Origin of the sequence: Embleya sp. NPDC059213 (assembly GCF_042754445.1) — a bacterium.
Taxonomy (GTDB): Bacteria; Actinomycetota; Actinomycetes; order Streptomycetales; family Streptomycetaceae; genus Embleya.
In genome coordinates this window covers 37,701-56,206 of the sequence record NZ_JBHZAV010000053.1, presented here as the reverse complement: position 1 = coordinate 56,206, position 18,506 = coordinate 37,701, and the positions used below count along the sequence as shown (strand labels likewise).

The 18,506-nt window shown below is 70.6% G+C and carries 23 protein-coding genes; 9 read left to right on the top strand and 14 right to left on the bottom strand.

Features of this window, described 5'->3' with window-relative positions; all coding sequences use genetic code 11:
• Positions 1-110: 110 nt before the first annotated feature.
• The 5 genes from ACFXMF_RS21075 to mshA form a co-directional block, all read right to left on the bottom strand.
• A complete protein-coding gene (locus ACFXMF_RS21075) occupies positions 111-791 on the bottom strand; it encodes a response regulator transcription factor (protein WP_020552235.1) in 681 nt (226 codons plus the stop codon).
• Positions 788-1,978 (bottom strand): ATP-binding protein, encoded by a 1,191-nt coding sequence (locus ACFXMF_RS21070; protein WP_360319336.1) that lies wholly within the window; start codon positions 1,976-1,978, stop codon positions 788-790. The genes ACFXMF_RS21075 and ACFXMF_RS21070 overlap by 4 nt, the downstream gene beginning before the upstream one ends.
• A 352-nt stretch (positions 1,979-2,330) precedes the next feature.
• On the bottom strand, positions 2,331-3,089 hold the full coding sequence (locus tag ACFXMF_RS21065; RefSeq protein WP_360319334.1) for a phosphoglyceromutase: 759 nt from the start codon (positions 3,087-3,089) through the stop codon (positions 2,331-2,333).
• Positions 3,090-3,120: 31 nt separating this feature from the next.
• On the bottom strand, positions 3,121-3,630 hold the full coding sequence (locus ACFXMF_RS21060; protein WP_379992262.1) for a YbjN domain-containing protein: 510 nt from the start codon (positions 3,628-3,630) through the stop codon (positions 3,121-3,123).
• A 59-nt stretch (positions 3,631-3,689) separates the two neighbouring features.
• Complete coding sequence (gene mshA / locus ACFXMF_RS21055) at positions 3,690-5,009, bottom strand: D-inositol-3-phosphate glycosyltransferase (RefSeq protein WP_360319332.1); 1,320 nt, start codon at positions 5,007-5,009, stop codon at positions 3,690-3,692.
• A 231-nt stretch (positions 5,010-5,240) separates the two neighbouring features.
• On the opposite strand from mshA, the gene ACFXMF_RS21050 reads away from it, so the two are divergent.
• Both ACFXMF_RS21050 and ACFXMF_RS21045 read left to right on the top strand, forming a co-directional pair.
• Entirely contained in the window at positions 5,241-6,125 is an 885-nt protein-coding gene (locus ACFXMF_RS21050) for a class I SAM-dependent methyltransferase (protein WP_360319330.1), read from the top strand.
• Between the two features lie 288 nt (positions 6,126-6,413).
• Positions 6,414-7,781 (top strand): NlpC/P60 family protein, encoded by a 1,368-nt coding sequence (locus tag ACFXMF_RS21045; RefSeq protein ID WP_379992264.1) that lies wholly within the window; start codon positions 6,414-6,416, stop codon positions 7,779-7,781.
• A gap of 61 nt (positions 7,782-7,842) precedes the next feature.
• Here ACFXMF_RS21045 and ACFXMF_RS21040 read toward each other — a convergent pair whose 3' ends face one another.
• The gene (locus ACFXMF_RS21040; RefSeq protein WP_379988306.1) at positions 7,843-8,358 is read right to left on the bottom strand and encodes an O-acetyl-ADP-ribose deacetylase; all 516 of its coding nucleotides are present in this window, start codon (positions 8,356-8,358) and stop codon (positions 7,843-7,845) included.
• 61 nt (positions 8,359-8,419) lie between these two features.
• Between ACFXMF_RS21040 and ACFXMF_RS21035 the strand changes: the two genes are divergently transcribed.
• The 4 genes from ACFXMF_RS21035 to ACFXMF_RS21020 all read left to right on the top strand — a co-directional run bounded on the left by ACFXMF_RS21035 (position 8,420) and on the right by ACFXMF_RS21020 (position 12,443).
• Positions 8,420-8,884, top strand: a complete 465-nt coding sequence (locus ACFXMF_RS21035) for a MarR family transcriptional regulator (RefSeq protein WP_360319324.1) — start codon at positions 8,420-8,422, stop codon at positions 8,882-8,884.
• A 192-nt stretch (positions 8,885-9,076) separates the two neighbouring features.
• Positions 9,077-10,336, top strand: coding sequence for a PP2C family protein-serine/threonine phosphatase (locus ACFXMF_RS21030; protein WP_380020714.1), 1,260 nt, complete (start codon positions 9,077-9,079; stop codon positions 10,334-10,336).
• 38 nt (positions 10,337-10,374) lie between these two features.
• A complete protein-coding gene (locus tag ACFXMF_RS21025) occupies positions 10,375-12,003 on the top strand; it encodes an ATP-binding protein (RefSeq protein ID WP_380020712.1) in 1,629 nt (542 codons plus the stop codon).
• Complete coding sequence (locus tag ACFXMF_RS21020) at positions 12,000-12,443, top strand: response regulator (protein ID WP_360319318.1); 444 nt, start codon at positions 12,000-12,002, stop codon at positions 12,441-12,443. Before ACFXMF_RS21025 ends, ACFXMF_RS21020 begins: the two co-directional genes overlap by 4 nt.
• Positions 12,444-12,458: 15 nt before the next feature.
• Here the strand turns inward: ACFXMF_RS21020 and ACFXMF_RS21015 are convergent, their stop codons facing one another.
• The 4 genes from ACFXMF_RS21015 to ACFXMF_RS21000 form a co-directional block, all read right to left on the bottom strand.
• Entirely contained in the window at positions 12,459-12,779 is a 321-nt protein-coding gene (locus tag ACFXMF_RS21015; RefSeq protein ID WP_360319362.1) for a DUF2516 family protein, read from the bottom strand.
• A gap of 142 nt (positions 12,780-12,921) precedes the next feature.
• Complete coding sequence (locus ACFXMF_RS21010; protein ID WP_379988303.1) at positions 12,922-13,419, bottom strand: hypothetical protein; 498 nt, start codon at positions 13,417-13,419, stop codon at positions 12,922-12,924.
• Positions 13,420-13,431: 12 nt separating this feature from the next.
• Entirely contained in the window at positions 13,432-13,872 is a 441-nt protein-coding gene (locus tag ACFXMF_RS21005) for a helix-turn-helix transcriptional regulator (protein WP_360319314.1), read from the bottom strand.
• A gap of 89 nt (positions 13,873-13,961) precedes the next feature.
• Entirely contained in the window at positions 13,962-14,483 is a 522-nt protein-coding gene (locus ACFXMF_RS21000) for an ABC transporter substrate-binding protein (RefSeq protein WP_360319312.1), read from the bottom strand.
• 82 nt (positions 14,484-14,565) lie between these two features.
• Here ACFXMF_RS21000 and dtd point away from each other — a divergent pair, with 82 nt between their 5' ends.
• Both dtd and ACFXMF_RS20990 read left to right on the top strand, forming a co-directional pair.
• Entirely contained in the window at positions 14,566-14,991 is a 426-nt protein-coding gene (dtd, locus tag ACFXMF_RS20995; RefSeq protein WP_360319310.1) for a D-aminoacyl-tRNA deacylase, read from the top strand.
• Positions 14,992-15,116: 125 nt separating this feature from the next.
• Positions 15,117-15,305, top strand: a complete 189-nt coding sequence (locus ACFXMF_RS20990; protein ID WP_360319308.1) for a hypothetical protein — start codon at positions 15,117-15,119, stop codon at positions 15,303-15,305.
• A 55-nt stretch (positions 15,306-15,360) separates the two neighbouring features.
• Here the strand turns inward: ACFXMF_RS20990 and ACFXMF_RS20985 are convergent, their stop codons facing one another.
• From ACFXMF_RS20985 to ACFXMF_RS20975, 3 genes are all read right to left on the bottom strand, one after another.
• The gene (locus tag ACFXMF_RS20985; RefSeq protein WP_360319306.1) at positions 15,361-16,311 is read right to left on the bottom strand and encodes a glycine cleavage T C-terminal barrel domain-containing protein; all 951 of its coding nucleotides are present in this window, start codon (positions 16,309-16,311) and stop codon (positions 15,361-15,363) included.
• 45 nt (positions 16,312-16,356) lie between these two features.
• On the bottom strand, positions 16,357-16,782 hold the full coding sequence (locus ACFXMF_RS20980; protein ID WP_360319304.1) for a Fur family transcriptional regulator: 426 nt from the start codon (positions 16,780-16,782) through the stop codon (positions 16,357-16,359).
• A gap of 75 nt (positions 16,783-16,857) precedes the next feature.
• A complete protein-coding gene (locus tag ACFXMF_RS20975; RefSeq protein WP_360319302.1) occupies positions 16,858-17,373 on the bottom strand; it encodes an FABP family protein in 516 nt (171 codons plus the stop codon).
• Positions 17,374-17,615: 242 nt separating this feature from the next.
• Between ACFXMF_RS20975 and ACFXMF_RS20970 the strand changes: the two genes are divergently transcribed.
• Entirely contained in the window at positions 17,616-17,978 is a 363-nt protein-coding gene (locus ACFXMF_RS20970) for a DsrE family protein (RefSeq protein WP_360319300.1), read from the top strand.
• Between the two features lie 24 nt (positions 17,979-18,002).
• Here the strand turns inward: ACFXMF_RS20970 and ACFXMF_RS20965 are convergent, their stop codons facing one another.
• Positions 18,003-18,326: a multidrug efflux SMR transporter gene (locus ACFXMF_RS20965; RefSeq protein ID WP_360319298.1), complete on the bottom strand. Its 324-nt coding sequence runs from the start codon at positions 18,324-18,326 to the stop codon at positions 18,003-18,005.
• Between the last annotated feature and the right edge of the window lie 180 nt (positions 18,327-18,506).

Below are 18,506 nucleotides of genomic sequence, written 5' to 3'. Positions count from 1 at the left end.
ACCCCCGCCCCCCCCACGACCGGCGTACACGACGGCGCCCGCGCCCCCCGGTACACGGGGGGCGGCGCGGGCGCCGTCGTCGATCGGGGGGCGACACCGCCCCGGCCCGATCAGGGCTCGAACTTGTACCCGAGGCCACGCACCGTGACCAGGTAGCGCGGGGCGCCCGGGTCCGGCTCGATCTTGGCGCGCAGCCGCTTCACGTGCACGTCCAGCGTCTTGGTGTCGCCGACGTAGCCGACACCCCACACCCGGTCGATCAGTTGCATCCGGGTGAGCACCCGGCCCGCGTTGCGCAGCAACACTTCGAGCAGGTCGAACTCCTTGAGCGGGAGATCGATCCGCCGACCCTCCACGGTGACCCGATGCGCCTCCACGTCGAGTCGCACCGGCCCGGCCTCGATCGCCCGGGGCTCGTCGGTGGGTTCGCCGCCCTGGCGCCGCAGCACGGCGCGGATCCGGGCGATCAACTCGCGGGTGGAATACGGCTTGGTGACGTAGTCGTCGGCACCGATCTCCAGGCCGACGACCTTGTCCACCTCGCTGTCCTTGGCCGTCACCATGATGACCGGCACATTGGACTTGGCCCTGAGCCCGCGGAACACCTCGGTGCCGGGCAGGCCGGGCAACATCAGGTCGAGCAGCACCAGATCGGCGCCGCCTTGGTCGAACAGCTCCAGGGCCTCGGGTCCGGTGGCGGCGACGGCCACCTCGAAGCCTTCCTTGCGAAGCATGTACGACAGCGCGTCGCTGAAGGACTCTTCATCTTCGACGACGAGCACACGGGTCATCGGGAAGCCTCCATGGATGGGGTGGTCGATGTGATCGACATCGATTGAGAGGTACTGGACTTGAAGGGCAGCACCAGGGTGAAGGTGGATCCCACACCCTCCAGGCTGCGCACGGTTACCTCTCCCCCGTGGCCCGCCGCGATGTGCTTGACGATGGACAGGCCCAAGCCGGTACCGCCGGTGGCCCGCGAACGGGCCGGATCGACGCGGTAGAACCGCTCGAAAATACGATCCAGGTCGCGCTGGGGAATGCCCAGCCCCTGGTCGGAAACGGTGATGACGGCCATCCGCGCCTCGGCTCTGACCTCGATGTCGACCCTGGTCCGCGCGGGCGAATAGTTGACCGCGTTCTCGACCAGGTTGCCCAGTGCCATCACCAGTTGATTGTGGTCTCCCGGCACGATCAGATCACGATCGCCGCCGATCGCCAAGGTGATCTGCTTGGATTCGGCGGCCTGTCGGCAGCGGTCGGCCGCCTCGGCCGCCAGCTCGTCGAGCGGCACCGGACCCACGTGGTGCAGCGGATGATCGTTCTGCACCCGGGACAGGTCGATCAGCTCCTGCACCAGATTGGTCAGCCGGGCCGACTCGATCTGCATGCGGCCCGCGAAGCGGATGATCGCCTCCGGGTCGTCGCTGGCGTCCATGACCGCCTCGGCCAACAGCGACAGCGCACCGACCGGGGTCTTGAGCTCGTGGCTCACGTTGGCCACGAAGTCGCGCCGCACCGCGTCCACCCGCCGGGCCTCGGTCCGGTCCTCGACCAGCAGCAGCACCAGCCGCGATCCCAGCGGGGCGACCCGGGCGGACACCTCGAATTCGTGCGCCTCGCCGTCGGCACGGGCCAACAACAGGTCCCGTTGTCTTATCTCGCCGTCGCGTCTGGTCTCCTTCGCCATCGCGAGCAGATCGTCGGGCACCAGTTGGTCACCGCGGACCAGGCCGAATTTGTAGGCGGCCGAGCTCGCCTTCACCACGGTGTCGAACTCGTCCAGGACCACCGCCGAGGAGCGCAGCACCGACAACACGGTGGCCACGCCGGGCGGCAACGACGGGGCCGCGGCGGGTGCCGCGGCCGTGCCTCTGCCCTGGGCGCGCTCACTCCAGCGGAAGGCCAGGGTGCCGGCCACACCCACGGCCAATCCGGATACAGCGGCCAAAGCGGCAGCAGCAACGTTCACGTCCACATGTTCCAGGGTAGAGCTGCTCCGAACGGGTGAAACCGTCCAGAGGGTCCATCGTGCAGATCTTCATGTGTCGTTCATCCGTGCGCCACGCCTGTCACCGGTGATCGTTCGGAGGCCGTCATGCCCGACCCGCAGACCCCGCCCCAGCCGCAGGCCCCCACACCGGGCTGCAACTGCCCGTCCAGCTGCGGCTGCGGCTGTAAGTCCGGTTCCGCGTGCAATTGCGGGGGCAGTTGCGGTCGCTGAACCGGCGCTCGGGCCCACAGCCCGGCGCGTGCGGGGCGCCCGACCCCTTCCGTGACAGGTGGGCGCCCCGTACGAAGCCGACGGGTTGTTCACCCGATGTTCGGGTCTACTTGCGGCCCTGGTTCTTGACCGCCTCGATCGCGGCCGCCGCGGCCTCCGGGTCGAGGTAGCGCCCGCCCGGGGTGAGCGGGCGCAGGTGCGCGTCCAGCTCGTACAGCAGCGGGATGCCGGTGGGGATGTTCAGGCCCGCGATGTCCGCGTCCGAGATCTTGTCCAGGTGCTTGACCAGCGCGCGCAGCGAGTTGCCGTGCGCGGCGACCAGCACGGTGTCGCCACCGAGCAGATCCGGCACGATCGCGTCGTACCAGTACGGGAGCATGCGCTCGACGACGTCCTTGAGGCACTCGGTGCGCGGCCGGATCTCCTCCGGCAGCGACGCGTACCGGCGGTCGGCGAACTGCGAGTACTCGTCGTCGTCGGCGAGCGGCGGCGGCGGGGTGTCGTAGGAGCGGCGCCAGAGCATGAACTGCTCCTCGCCGAATTCCGCCAGGGTCTGCTTCTTGTCCTTGCCCTGGAGGGCGCCGTAGTGACGCTCGTTGAGCCGCCACGAGCGACGCACGGGCAGCCAGTTCAGGTCGGCCACGTCCAGCGCGAGCTGGGCGGTGCGGATCGCGCGGCGCTGGAGCGAGGTGTGCAGAACGTCCGGCAGCACGCCCGCGTCGAGCAGCAACTGCCCGCCGCGCGCGGCCTCCTTCTCACCCTTCTCGGTCAGGTCGACGTCGACCCAGCCGGTGAAGAGGTTCTTGGCGTTCCATTCGCTTTCGCCGTGGCGCAGAAGTACCAATTTGTACGGAGCATCAGCCATGGCAAGGAGCGTAATCCACCGGTGCGGCAGGCTATTGCCCGCGGTTCTCCGGGGCCGCGAAGCGGGCGAACGCCTCCAGATTGCGCAACGATTCACCGCGTTCGACGCGCCAGTCCCATTCGCGGCGGATCGAGGTGGCGAAGCCGATCTCCAGGAGGGTGTTGAAGCTGTCGTCGGCGGCCTGGAGCACGACGCCCAGGAGCCGGTCGACCTCGTCGGCGCCGACCGCGGCCAGCGGCAGCCGGCCGTTCAGGTAGACGTCGCCGAGCTTGTCGACGGCGAAGGCCACGCCGTACATCCGCACGTTGCGCTCCAGGAGCCAGCGGTAGAAGGCCGCGTGGTTCTCGTCCGCGTGCCGGACCACGAACGCGCTCAGCGCCAGGGTGTGCGCGCCCACGGTGAGGGCGAGCGCCGTCTTGAGCTTGCGGGTCCCGGGCAGCACCGCGACGAACGTGTTCGGCGCGGACTGCTCCCATTCGATGCCGGCGTCCCGCAGGGCCGCGCGGACGGTTTCCGCGGCCCGATCCTGTTCGGCTCCCACGATCCACCCATTCGTCTCGACACCCGGACCCGGTCCGGCGAACCGGACACGCCTCGACGCTACTGCCCGCCCACGACCCGTCCACGCGGGGCCGCGGCGCGAGCCAGCGTGTCGGCGTAGACCTCGGCCATCGAGGCCGCCGCCGAGGACCAGCCGAACGCCGCCGCGTGCCGGACCGCGCCGTCGGAGTAGTCCTCGCGCAACCGGGGGGCACGGATCAGGTCGCGCAGGGCCAGGCCGTAGTCCACCGGGTTGTGCCCGCGCACCAGGGTGCCGGAGACACCGTCGCGTACGGCGGTGGGCAGGCCGCCGACCGCCGCCGCGACCACGGGGGTGCCGCAGGCCTGGGCCTCGATGGCCACCAGACCGAAGGATTCGTTGTAGGAGGGCACCACCGCGACGGTGGCCGCGCGGTACCAGTCCGCCAGCACGTCCTGGCGGACCGGCCGCTGGAATCGGACCACGTCGTGGATGCCCAGCGTCGCGGCCAGCTTGTGCAGGTGCTCCGGCGCCGCCATGCCGTTGCCGCTGGGCCCGCCGACCACCGCGACCACGAGCGAGTCGCGCAGCGTGGGGTCGGCCTGCAACAGGTGGGCGATCGCGTACAGCAGCACGTCGGGGGCCTTGAGCGGCTGGATGCGTCCGGCGAACAGGATCACCGTGGCGTCCACCGGCACGCCCAGCCGGCGGCGCGCGTCGGCCATGTCACCGGGACGGAAGGTCTCCAGGTCCACGCCGGGGTTGACCACCGCGACCTGTTCGGGGGCCGCGTCGTAGAGGTCGATCAGTTGATCGGCCTCCTCGATCGTGTTGGCCACCAGCCGGTCGGCCGCCTCGACCACCTGGGACTCGCCGATCACCCGAGCCCGCGGCTCGGGGGCGTCGCCGCCGGCCAGCGAGGCGTTCTTGACCTTGGCCATCGTGTGCATGGTGTGCACGAGCGGCACGCCCCAGCGTTCCTTGGCCAGCCAGCCGACCTGGCCGGAAAGCCAGTAGTGCGAGTGCACCAGGTCGTAGTGCCCCGGGTCGCGCATCGCCTCGGTGCGCAGCACCCCGGAGGTGAACGCGCAGAGCTGGGCCGGCAGGTCCTCCTTGGACAGACCCTCGTACGGCCCGGCGGTCACGTGTCGGACCAGGACTCCCGGTGCCATCTCGACCACCGGCGGCAGGTCGCTGCCGGTGGCTCGGGTGAATATCTCCACCTCGATGCCGAGCGCGGCCAGCCGCTTGCTCAGTTCGACGATGTAGACGTTCATGCCACCGGCGTCGCCGGTGCCGGGTTGGTGCAGCGGGGAGGTGTGAACGCTCAGCGTCGCGATTCGACGAGGTGCCCCCCGGCGCGCTCCCAATGTGATCGCGCGCTGGACGTGGTGGCTCACTCGTTGACCTCCCAGGCCGGCCCCGTGTCGTGTTGTCGTCCGGTGTACAGAGCTACCACGTGTACACAGAGCTACTAGTCGTGCAGAGCTATTACCGATCGTGGACCGCCCGTCGCCTTCCTCGCGGCCCAACTCAAGAACCAACCCATCGGGGTCGGAGGGGATTCCCCGGCAAAGTGTGATCCGGACCGCTCGCGGGGGCGCGCGGGGGCCTTCCTCTACCCTGCGGGCATGGGTACGCGCGGTACGTCGGAATCGGGCACCCCGGGTGCGGGCGTCCGAGCCGCATCCCGGACGCGGCCCAGCGGGGTGATCACCCGAGGCACCACCAACGCGAATCGGCTGCGCCGGGTGGATCGGTGGTTGACCGGGGTGCACGGGGGGTTGTTGCGCGACGCGGCCGATCCGCTGGTGGTCGACGTCGGCTACGGCGCGTCGCCGGTGACCACGCTCGAAATGTTCCGCCGGTTGCGCACGGTGCGCGCCGACGTCGCGGTGGTGGGGTTCGAGATCGATCCGGAGCGGGTGGCCGCGGCGCTGCCGCATGCCGAGGACGGGTTGCGCTTCGCTCGCGGCGGCTTCGAGGTGCCGCTGCCGGCCGGCCGTTCGGCGACCGCGATCCGGGCGTTCAACGTGCTCCGGCAGTACGACGAGGACGCGGTGCCGGCGGCCTGGGCCCGGATGTGTGCGCGGCTGGCCCCGGCGGGGGTGCTCGTCGAGGGCACCTGTGACGAGTTGGGTCGGCGCGCGGTGTGGCTGGGCATCGGGTCGGACGCGCGCCCGCGCACGGTCACCTTCGCCACCCGGCTGGCCGGCTTCGAACGGCCGTCCGAGCTGGCCGAGCGGCTGCCCAAGGCGTTGATCCACCGCAACGTGCCGGGCGAGCCGGTGCACGCGTTCCTGGCCGCGTTCGACCGGGCCTGGGATCTGCACGCGCCGCTGGCCGCGTTCGGCGCCCGGCAGCGCTGGCTCGCGGCGATCGAGACCCTGGCCCGGGACTGGCCGGTGTGCGACCGGCCGGGGCGGCGGCGGCAGGGCGAGGTGACCGTGGCGTGGTCCGCGGTGGCTCCGCGGCGGGCCGACATATCAATCGGCGCTGTTGATACATTCCGGTGACTCGTGTCCGATCCGGAACGGCACATGAAATCTTGAGCACACCGCGTTCACTTGACCGCGGTTCGGCTCGGCGTGTCGTCCGTTAATAGCTTGATTCGTCCGTTCCGATAACCGGACGATCACGAATTCTCCCCTGCCCATCGTCGCCGGAACATGCAAGGATCCGACGCTGAGTCGGTCCTTGGGAACTGCCGTCCCGAGAACACCGGTTCCGGTTCGAATCGACGTCGTCGGATGGAATCGGCCCATACGTCGCAGGCGAGCATCGAGTTCCGAAAGGGCGAAAGCATGGTGAAACTCGGGGGCCGAATCGGTCTGCGAACCCGGGCTGTGACCGCCTGCGGCGTGGCCCTGTTGTGTGCGGCCCTGTTCGCCGGCAACGCGTGGGCGGACCCGGGCGTCCCGCCCGCACCGCCCGTGCCGCCGGCCGCCAACACCGCGATCACGTCCGTGCAGGACCTGTTGGCCGCCCAGGCCCGGGTGCAGGAGTTGTACCGCCAGGCCGAGCAGGCCACCGAGCGCTTCAACGCCACCACCGAACAACTCGGTCGCACCCAGGTCAAGGTCAACGACGTGAACGCGGGCGTGGTGTGGGCCCGGCAGAACGTCGAGAAGGCCAAGGACGACCTGGGCCGGCTGGCCCGGCTGCAGTACACCACCCGCGGCATGGACCCGCTGCTCACCCTGATGTTGTCCGCGGACCCGCAGAACTTCCTGCGCGACGCGCCCGCGTACGAGCACATCTCGCAGACGCAGTTGGACACCATCACCCGGGCCAAGCAGGCCGAACTCCAGCTCACCGCGATGCAAAAGAGCGCGGACACCCAGCTCGCCGAGAGCCGTCGGCTGGAGCAGGAGGCCGCCGCCACCCGGACCGACATCCAGAACCGGATCACCGAGGCCGAGAAGATCCTGGCGGGCCTGACCCCCGAGCAACTCGCCGAACTGGCCCGGATGGAGGCGCTGTCCGCGGAGGCCGGCCAGGCCCAACTCAACACCCTGATCGGCAAGCCGGACCAACAGACCACCGCCAAGGCCGCGTTGGCCATCGCGTTCGCGATCGACAAGATCGGCAAGCCCTACATCTGGGGCGGCGTGGGGCCCGTGGGCTACGACTGCTCCGGTCTGACCTCGAAGGCGTGGGCGTTCGCGGGCGTGCCGATCCGCCGCACCTCCCAGGAGCAGTGGGCCTCACTGCCGCGCGTGGCGGTCGCCGACATGCGCCCGGGCGACCTGATCGTCTACTACTCCGACGCCAGCCACATCGGCATGTACCTGGGCAACGGCAAGATCGTGCACGCGCCGCGGCCGGGCCGCACGATCACCGTGGCCAACGCCGGCTCGATGCCGATCCTGGGCGTGGTGCGTCCCGACGCGGGAGCGGGCACGGTGAACGCCCCGGCGATCCCCAACGTCCCGACCCCGCCGGTGACTCCCAAGCCGCCGGTGACCAAGCCCCCGGTCACCACGCCACCGGTGACCACGCCGCCCGTGACGACCCCGCCGGTGACCACGGCGCCGACCACCGAGCCGCCCAGCACGCCGCCGCCGAGTTCGAAGCCGCCCACCTCGACGCCGCCGTCGACCGGCACGCCGAACAACTCGACGTCGGGCTCCCCCTCGGGCAGTGCCAAGGCGAGCTCGACCGGCACCTGACGAGATCCGGACGCACGGGTGGGCCGGGCCTTCGGGTCCGGCCCACCCGTACGCCCGGGACCTACGGCGCCGCGACCGCCTGCTCGAACGCGACGTATGCCCGCGCCTCGAACAACACGAACCGCACCTCCGCCGCCCCGGACGGCGTCGCCCGCACGGTCTCGACCGCGATCCGCGCCGCGTCCTCCAGCGGCCAGCCGTAGGCACCCGCCGAGATCGCCGGAAACGCCACCGAGGTCGCGCCGAGGTCGTCCGCCACCCGCAGCGCCTCGCGGTAGCAGGACGCCAACAGCGCCGACCGGTCCTCGGTGTGGCTGTACACCGGACCCACCGTGTGCACGACCCACCGTGCCGGGAGCCGGCCCGCGGTGGTGGCCACCGCGGCGCCCGTCTTCAGGCCGCGGCCCAGTTCGGCCGCGCGCAGCGCCCGACACTCGGCCAGGATCTCCGGACCACCCTTGCGGTGGATCGCGCCGTCGACCCCGCCACCGCCCATCAGGGACGAATTCGCCGCGTTCACGATCGCGTCCACGTGCTGTTCGGTGATGTCGCCGCGGACCAACGTCATGCGTGTCATGGACGGCAGCCTGCCGGTCCGGACGTGGCGCGCCCACCGCATTTGCCGGCACAGTGGCCGGATGTCCGTGGCCCGAGGAGAAGGGGACCTATCCGCGGAGCTGCTCGATCGTGTGGACGCACTGTGCGAGTGGATGGCCGCGGTACGCACCCACGCACACGGCGAACTGATCGGCCGAGTGTCCCCGTCCCAACTGCGGGCCCTGCTCGTGATCGCCGGCCACGACGGCATCAACCTGAACATGTTGGCCGCCCGACTGCGGGCCATCCCGTCCTCGGCGAGCCGGTTGTGCGACCGCTTGGAGGGGGCCGGACTGCTGGTGCGCGAACTGAGCGCGACCGACCGCCGCGAGGTGGTGCTGCGGCTGGCGCCCGACGGGGTCGAGTTCGTGGCGGAGCTGCGCTCGGCTCGACGACAGGCCCTGGCCAAAGTCCTGATACATCTGGAGGCGGACGAGTTGGACTCGCTCGTGCGATCCCTGGCCGTACTGCGCGACGCGGCGCACCGAGCCCGCGGCCGGGACTAGGCCCTGTTCGGCGGATCGGGGTGGGGACGCGCGGCGTACGGTTACCCGCTCGCGCCCGGCCACGCTATCGTCCTTTTTCGATTGCCTAACGACAACGATTCGTGCGGCGACATCAATCCCGGAGGTGGTGGCGTGCGCCCCGCGTACGGCGAGGGCGGAGCGGTCGAACGGACCGGCTACCGCGCGGTACCGATGCCCGCCGCCCCGGTACCGGACCAGGCCGCCGCGCATCCGCTGCGTGTCCTGCTCATCGAGGACGACGCGGGGGACGCCTTCCTGGTCGAGGAACTGCTCGCCGACTCGCCGGATCCGATGGAGATCGTCTGGGCCCGGTCGATGGCCGAGGCCATGGTCAAGCTCGGCGAGGACATCGGCTGTGTCCTGCTGGATCTGGGCCTGCCCGACGCCGAGGGCCTCAACGGGCTGCACCGGCTGCTGCTGTTCGCGCCGCGCACCGCGGTGATCGTGCTCACCGGCCTGTCCGACGCCCATCGCGGCTCGGCCGCGGTGGCCGCCGGCGCCCAGGACTACCTGGTCAAGCAGGAGATCGACGGCTCGTTGTTGTCCCGGGCGATCCGCTACGCCCTGGAGCGCAAGCGAGCCGACGAGTCACAGCGCCGGCTGGTCGAGTCGGAGCTGCGCGCGCAGGAGAACGCGCGCCTGGAGCGCGGGCTGCTGCCCGCCCCGATCCTGCGCGACCCCTCGCTGGACTTCCGGGCGCGCTATCGCCCCGGGCGACAACGCGCGCTGCTCGGCGGAGACCTCTACGACGCGGTGCAGACCGCCGACGGGCGCGTGCACGTGATGATCGGCGACGTCTGCGGCCACGGCCCGGACGAGGCCGCCCTGGGGGTCAACCTGCGGATCGCCTGGCGCTCGCTGATCTTCGCCGGCCTCACCGGCGGCGAGCTGCTCACCACGCTGGAGCGGATCTTCGAGCACGAGCGACGTTCGGACGAGATGTTCGCCACGTTGTGCATGACCATCATCGAGCCCGACCGGCGGCGCGGCCAGGTCTACCTCGCGGGCCATCCGGCCCCGCTCCTGCTCACGCCCAAGGGCATCGCGCCGCTGTCGGAGAGCGCCACCGGCCCCGCGCTGGGCCTGTTCCCGGACGGCCGGTGGAGCTACGAGTCGATAGAGCTGGGCACGGACTGGTCGCTGCTCCTGTACACCGACGGGTTGATCGAGGGCCGGATCGGCCCGGGCCCGGAGCGGCTGGGCACCGACGGCCTGTTGCCGCTGATCGGCCGGCTGCTGGCGGCCGGTCGTTTCGGCTACGACCTGATCGATTCGGCGGTCGCCGCGGTGGAAGACCTGCACGGGGGCAGTCTCAACGACGACGTGGCGGTGTTGCTGCTGCGGCACGACCCGGATCGCCCGCTGTGCGGCGTGCCGGGTGGACAGCCGGTGTTGCCGGGCCAGACGACGGGTGAGGACGGTACGGCGTGAGCGAGCACCGGACGCGGGGGCGCCAGGGCGGACCACGCATGCGCCAGGTCGTCGGCCTGGGCCTGGGCCTGCTCGCGCTGGTGATCGTGATCTCCGCGGTGGTCGGCGCGCTGGCGATATCCCGGTTGAACGACTCGCGGCACACCGTGCTCGACCGCCTGGAACCGGCCGCCAACGCCGCGCTGCGGCTGGAGAACGCGCTGATCGACCAGGAGACCGGCGTCCGGGGCTGGATCATCAGCGGCGACCCGAGCTTCCGCGAGCCGTACACGCAGGCCCGGGTCGAGGAGGACCGGGCGTACGCGAGCCTGGAGCGGCTGCTGCCGAACTCGGCCGAGGGAGAGCGGTTGCGCGCCGACCTGGCCGAGGTCAAGGCCCGGGCCGGGGCCTGGCGCGCGGCCTACGCGGAACCGGTCATCGCCAACCGCACCGCCACCGCCGCGGGCTCGTCGCCGGATCAGGGCAAGGCCCTGTTCGACGCGGTGCGTGAGGCGACCGCCGCCCAGCAGGCCGACCTGGGCCGCGAGCGGGCCCAGGCCCGGGACGAACTCTCCGACGACGCGACCATGTTGACCGCGACGCTGATCACCGTGGCGACGCTGTTCGCCGGGCTGGTGGTGCTGATAGCGCTGCTGTTCCGGCGCATGGTCACCCGGCCGCTGGAACATCTGGGCGAGCAGGTCCGCCAGGTCACCGAGGGTCGGTACGGCCAGGCGCTGACCGGCCGGGGCCCGGCCGAGATCATCGACCTGGCCCACGACGTGAACTCGATGCGCGAACGCATCGTGGAGGAGTTGCACAGCACCGAGGCGGCCCGGGTGCTGATCGACGAGCAGGCGGAGGATCTGCGCCGCTCCAACGCGGAGTTGGAACAGTTCGCCTATGTCGCCTCGCACGACCTGCAGGAGCCGCTGCGCAAGGTGGCCAGCTTCTGCCAGCTCCTGGAGAAGCGCTACCGAGGCCAACTGGACGAGCGCGCCGACCAGTACATCGCCTTCGCGGTGGACGGCGCCAAGCGCATGCAGACGCTGATCAACGACCTGCTCGCGTTCTCCCGGGTGGGCCGGTTGGACACCGAGCAGGGCGACGTCGACCTGCGGGAGTGCCTGGAGCACGCGTTGCAGGCGCTGGCCGTCGCACGCGAGGAGAGCGACGCGCGGATCACCGCGGACCCGCTGCCCACGGTGCCGGGCGACGGCCTGCTGCTGGGCCAGTTGGTCCAGAACCTGGTCGGCAACGCGATCAAGTTCCACGCCGAGGACGCGCCGCGCGTACATCTGGGCGCCCGTTGGGACGGCGAGCAGTGGGAGTTCTCCTGCGTCGACAACGGCATCGGGATCGAACCGCAGTACGCCGAGCGCATCTTCGTGATCTTCCAGCGGTTGCACCCCAAGGACGCCTACGGTGGCACCGGCATCGGCCTGGCGATGTGCAAGAAGATCGTCGAGTATCACGGTGGCCGGATCTGGCTGGACGCCGAGGGCACCGACGGCACCACGATCCGCTGGACCCTGCCCGGCCCGCCGCCCGATGCACCCCCGGGGCCGCGCGTATTGGCCCCGGCCCCGGAGGTACCGGAGCGCAGCCGGGATTCGCAACCGAACACGTCCGAACCGCAGTCCCAGGGACCGGCGGAAGAAGAAGCGGTACGAGGGAGCAACGCATGACCCACCCCGTCGCGGGAGCCATCGAGGTCTTGTTGGTCGAGGACGACCCGGGCGACGTGCTGATGACGCGCGAGGCGTTCGAGGACAACAAGGTCCGCAATTCGCTGCACGTGGTCAGCGACGGGGTCGAGGCGGTGGCGTTCCTGCGACGCGAGGGCGAGTACGCCGACGCGCCGCGCCCGGACCTGATCCTGTTGGACCTCAACCTGCCGCGCAAGGACGGCCGGGAGGTGCTGGAGGAGATCAAGGCGGACGAGGACCTGCGCCGGATCCCGGTGGTCGTGTTGACCACGTCCGAGGCCGAGGAGGACGTGCTGCGCAGCTACCACCTGCACGCGAACGCCTATGTCACCAAGCCGGTGGACTTCGAGCAGTTCATCAACGTGGTGCGGCACATCGACGAGTTCTTCGTCTCGGTGGTCAAGCTGCCGACCCGCTGAGCGCGCCGGGGCGGGTCACCAGGGGCCGTACGGTCCCATGTTGCGCCCGCCACCGCGACGGCCGGCGACGTCCTTGAGCGCGGGCCGCACGTCGACGAGGTAGACGATCGCCGCGACCAGGCCGGCGAGCATCAGGATCAGCCCCAGACCGATGGGCAGCACGTCGACCACGACCGCGATGCCGAGCACGATCAGCCAGAAGGACTTCTTCTTCTTGTCCGCGGCGCGGTACGCGTCCTCGCGCCGGAAGGCGGCGTCGAACAGGCAGAACACCTTGAGCAGCAGGATGCCGAGGAAGAGCCAGGTGAGCACCTGGTCGAACTTGGCCGTCAGCAGACCATCGGCCATGGCCAGTTCCATCGGTCCTCCTCTGCGCGGCCGCCGGGTGCCGCCACGTCGTGCGGGATTCCAGTCTGGCACGTCGGGTGCCACCTCGGGGGTTGCCGAGGCGGCACCCGGTGGATCGGTGTGCCCGGGGTCAGGCGTTCGCGCCGGCGGCCGGCTTGCCGGCGGAGTCGCCGACCTTGCGGGCGGCCTGCTCGACGGCGTCCGCCGCGGCGCCCGCGGCCTTGCCGGCGGCGGTGGCGGCGGACTTCGCCTGGGTCCGGGCGTTGGCGACGCCGCGCTTGGCCGCGGTCGTGGTGCCCTTGGCCTTGCCCTCGGTGGTGCGCACGGCCGCCTTGGCCTGCTTGGTGCTCTCCTGCCGGTCGACCCGCTTGACCAGTTTCTCGCCGCGGGCCGCCAGGTCGCCGTAGAGCTCCTTGGCCCGGTCCACCTGGGACTTGGCGAAGGTCTGGGTGCGGTCGGGCAGCGTCTGGAGGCGCTCGCGCAGCACCTTGGGGTCGGTGGTGACCTCGGCTCGGAAGCGGTCGGGCAGCTCCCGCAGCTTCTCCACCATCAGGTCGCCGGCACCGGCGACGGCGTACAGCGGGGTGCTGTCGGTCAAGGTCTTCTTCAGATCCGTGGCGATTGCCATGGTGTTCGGTTCCTAACTGCTGGAGATCGAGGTGTCGGTGGTGGCCCGGCCGGCCCTGCCGTTCTCGGTTTCGTCGGCGGCGCCCGGTTCGTCCCGCACGGCGCCGTCCTGTGCGTTCTCCTTGCGGAATGCCTCGTAGATCTCGATGAGGACCCGCTTCTGCCGGTCGTTGATCGCCGGGTCCGCCATGATCGCGGTGCGCACCTCACGGTCACCCTCCTCGCGTTCGTCGAGGATGCCCGCCTGTACGTAGAGCGTCTCGGCCGAGATCCGAAGCGCCTTGGCGATCTGTTGCAGAATCTCCGCGCTCGGCCGCCGCAAACCACGCTCGATCTGACTCAGATAGGGGTTCGAAACCCCGGCCGCCTCGGCGAGTTGCCGAAGCGAATATTGCGCGTTGCGGCGTTGCTCCCGGATGTACTCACCCAGCGAGCCGACGTTCAGACCAGCCATGGCCCCAGCATGCACACACCATGCTTGCTATTGCAAGCACCCTGCTTGCAGTCGTATGCCTCACGGAGGCGTGTCCCGCGCCGAAGGGCTCATCGGCCCGACAGCAGGTCTTCCACCTTCGCCTCGCCCTCGCGGTAGCGACGGGTGATCTCGGCGGCGCAGTCGTCGGCGGTGCGCTGCAGGCGATGCCGACGCGAGGACACCTCCTGCTCGTGGGTGCCGAGCTTGTCCAACGCCTCGCCCAGCTCCGCGTCGGTGTGCGCGGCCAGGTCGGACAGGCCCACGTCGGCGAGCAGTTGCTCGATCCAGCTCCGGTAGCGATCGGTGCGCGGCGGCTGGACGTTGACGTGTCGCGCGCCGCGGGTGGGCGGTCTGGACTCGGACAGGATCTCGGGCAGCCTGCCCACCACCGGCGAGGTCGGCTCGGCGCCGTCCCGGCCGGACCGACGGGCCAGCTCCGCACGCAGGATGTCGATCCGGCCCTGGAGCAGTCTCCGCAGATAGGACAGATCGTTCTCCTCGCGCTGGGCGTCCCGCATGAGTTCGCGAACCCGACTCAGCGTGAGTGCGCGGATGGCCTCCGGGGCCACTCCGTCGGGAAGATCCACCATGAGACGCATCGTGTCATGTCGGACAGACCACCGCGTGCCAATGCGGGGGAAGGGGGTCCGGACGGGTGTGCAGAATGGGGCCATGCGTGCCGTCCTGCAGGTCGTGACCGAAGCATCCGTGACCGTCGAGGGGGAGGTGGTCGGCTCGATCGTGGGCCCCGGGCTGTGTGTCCTGGTCGGCGTCACGCACACCGACACCCCCGAGATCGCCCGCCGGCTGGCCGCCAAGTTGTGGAGCCTGCGCGTCCTGGACGGCGAGAAGTCCTGCTCGGACCTGTCCGCGCCGCTGCTGGTGATCAGCCAGTTCACCCTGTACGGCGACGCCCGCAAGGGTCGCCGACCCACCTGGAACGAGGCCGCGCCGGGGCCGGTCGCCGAACCCCTGGTGGCCGAGGTGGTCGCCGCGCTGCGCGCGCTCGGTGCCGACGTGGCCACCGGCGTGTTCGGCGCCGACATGAAGGTCGCCCTCGTCAACGACGGCCCGATGACCCTCGTCGTGGACATGTGACGCGTGGGTTCGAGAACACGCCCCGACACGCCGGGATTCACCGGTTCCGGGGGTTCTCCCCATGTTCCCCGGGCGAACGGGGAAGGAGAATGGGCGTCGGGTACACCGACCGAAGGGGTTGGACCATGTCGCACCGCGGGCCGTACATCGCGGCCGGGATCGTCGTCGCCATCATCGCGCTGATCGTGCTGCCTTCGTGGATCGCCTGGACCATCGTGGCGGTCGCGATCGGCCTGCCGGTCGTCGCCTACTTCACCCTGGACCGCTCGCAGCGGCGGCGCCTGCACCGCGTCCGCCGCCGCGAGATCCGCTAGAGCGGGTCCGGGATTCGGCCCGGGGCCGGGACGAACCGACCCGCGAGCCCCGGGGTCACGCGGGGACCACGATCTCCTGGGTCGCCGGCACCCCGCCGGCCAGGAGTTCGGCGTCCACCGCGGTGTTGCGCTTGATCAGCGCCAGCGCGATCGGGCCGAGTTCGTGATGGCGCACCGCGCTGGTGACGAAGCCGACCTGCCGGCCCGCCAGTTCGACCGGTGCGCCGTGCTCGGGCAGCTTCTCCGGGGTGCCGTCCAGGTGCAGGAAGACCAGCCGGCGCGGCGGTCGACCCAGGTTGTGCACCCGCGCGACCGTTTCCTGGCCGCGGTAGCAGCCCTTGTCCAGGTGCACCGCGGTGTCGATCAGGCCCAGCTCGTGCACGATCGTGCGGTGGTCGGTCTCCAGGCCCAGCCGAGGCCGGTGCGCGGCGATCCGCAGCGCCTCGTAGGCCCACATGCCGGCCGGGTTCGGGTGCTCGCGCCCGTACCGCTCCAGTCGCTCGCGCGGCAGGAACAGCTCGCGCCCGTACCCGGTGTCGCGCACCGGCACGTCCTTGGGCGGGTCGCCGCCGTCGCCCGCCTCGTGCACGATCGCGAAATCGGCGGACACGTCCGCGACCTCGACCCGCAACATGAAGCGCATCCGGTCCAGGAACTCGACCAGGGCCGGTGCCTCGCCGGGCTCCAGGTGGGCCAGGAACGCCTCGCCGTCGTCCACGCCGTACAGCGCGTGCTCGATGTGTCCGTGCGGGCTCAGCACGAGCGTCAGCGTCGCCTCGTGCGGCTTCAGCCCGGTCAGGTGCTGCGTGGTCAGCGAGTGCAACCAGCTCAGCCGGTCCGGACCGCTCACCCTGATCACGTCACGGTGCGAGAGGTCGACGAAACCCTCGCCGGCCTCCAGCCGACGTTGTTCGCGCAGGGGGTCGCCGTAGTGCGCGGCGACGCCGGCGTCGGGGGCTTCCGCGGCGACCGCGCCGGGCAGGGACAACAAAGGACTCGTGGGCATACCCCCACAGTACGAGACCGGCCGGCCGGCGCGGTTGCCGCAGCCTCAGGGAACCCGGGCGGCGGTGCACTCGGCACAGCGGCCGAAGATCGCGAAGTGCGCGAGGTCGATGTCGAACCCGTGCTCGGCGCGCAGCCGCTCGCCCATCGCGGCGGCGACCTCGGTGCCCACCTCGATCACCCGCCGACAGTCCCGACAGACCAGGTGCAGATGGCCGCCGACGTCCGCCGGATGGTAGGTCGGCGCGCCGTGGCCCAGGTGGGTGTGGGTGACGAGGTCGAGCTGTTCGAGCAGTTCGAGGGTGCGGTAGACCGTCGAGATGTTGATCCCGCCGGCGGTCTTGTGCACCTCGACCAGGATCTCGTCCGGCGTCGCGTGGCCCAGGGTGTTCACCGCTTCGAGGACGAGTTGGCGCTGCGGCGTGAGCCGGTAGCCCTTCTCCCGAAGTTCGTGCTTCCAGTCAGTGCTCACGCACGGAAGTTTACGAGTGTGGACCGGCCTCCGGGCGACCGCGCGCGGTCGCGTCCGGTTCGGCGCGCTCGTGCGCTATTCGGCCGCGAGGTCCGCGTCGACGCGCTTGAGCTGGGCGGAGACGTGGGCCTGGAGCGGCCGGCCCATGGCGGCCATGTCGTACGCGTACATCAACTCGCCCTTGACCAGGCCGTACAGCCGGTGTCCGGCGGTGTACTCCTTCGCGTCCGCGGTGCGCGCGACCACGTCGGTGCGCATCTCCAGCCGCGGGCCGTCCACCTTGCCGAGCCAGATCTCCACGATCCCGGTGGGGTGGGCGAGCGTCACGTCGATCGAGCCGTCCAGCTTCGAGCGCCAGAAGCCGGTCTCGGTGGCCAGCGGACGCACCCGCTCACCCGCGTCGTCGAGCAGCCAGGTGCGCGACGTGTAGGTGAGGAACGGCTTGTTCGCGATGTAGCCGAAGGTGACCTGCTGGCCGAAGCGGAACGCCTCGATGGTCGGGTAGTCGCCGACACCGGCGCCTTCCCAGGTGCCGAGCAGGAACGCGAGCGGGACGGCGTCGAAGTGCAGGTCGTCCGGGATTTCGATCATGGTGGGGCAGCCGCTTCCGGGGTCGGGTACGGCGGATCAGCCTACCGGGCCCGCGCTCAGTTCTGGCCCTTGTACAGCTTGGACACGGTCAGCGCGGCGAACCACGCGACGAGGACGCCGACCAAGGCCATCATGGCAATGAAGAAGATGTGCATCGCCCGGGTGCTCCTCATGCTTCGTACGCGGTGGGCCAGGTCGACCTGGCCGGGTGCCAAACGGCCTCAGTGTATAGGCTGCGGGCCGTGAAGCGATCTCTCGTGGTCAAGGTCACCGCAGGTCAGGACGCGCCGGAGCGTTGCTCCCAGGCGTTCACGGTGGCGTCGGTGGCGCTCGCGTCGGGCGTGGACGTATCGCTGTGGCTCACCGGCGAGTCGTCCTGGTTCGCGCTGCCCGGGCGCGCCGCCGAGTTCGAACTGCCGCATGCCGCGCCGCTGCCGGATCTGCTCGACGCGCTGATCGCGGGCGGGCGGGTGACTCTGTGCACGCAGTGCGCGGCACGCCGGGAAATCACCGGCGACGACGTACTGCCCGGGATCCGGATCGCCGGTGCCCAGGTGTTCGTCCAGGAAGCGCTCGCGGACGGCGCCCAGGCGCTGGTCTACTGAGCGTTCGCCGGGGCGGACCGGGGGTCAGTGGCTGATCCCGGAGATGTTCAGGCCGATCACGCCGAGCAGGACCAGGCCGATCGAGATCAGCTTGAGCGGCGAGGAGCCCTCGTTCAGGAGCCAGATGCCCACGAGCGCGGTGCCCGCCGCGCCGATTCCGGTCCACACCGCGTACGCGGGGCCGACCTCCAGCGACTTGAGCGCGTAGGTGAGCAGCCCGAAGCTGCCCAGCGCACAGACCGCGAAGCCGATCGTGGGCCACAACCGGGTGAATCCGTGGCTTTGTTTGAGCATGATGGCGAAGCCGGTCTCCAGGACTCCCGCGATGATCACGATCACCCATGCCACGTGTTGCCTCCCGGCGTCGCGCGTTGCCGTCGGTGTCCCCGCACTCCGAAGGTTCTGCCCCCCGGCAGATCCACCGAAGATACGGAAACCTTTCTGCCCTTGCGACCCCGGGCACACACCCCGAACGGACTCCACCCCTCCCCCGAGCACGTGGGGAGGGGTGGAGCCGTTTTTCCGCCG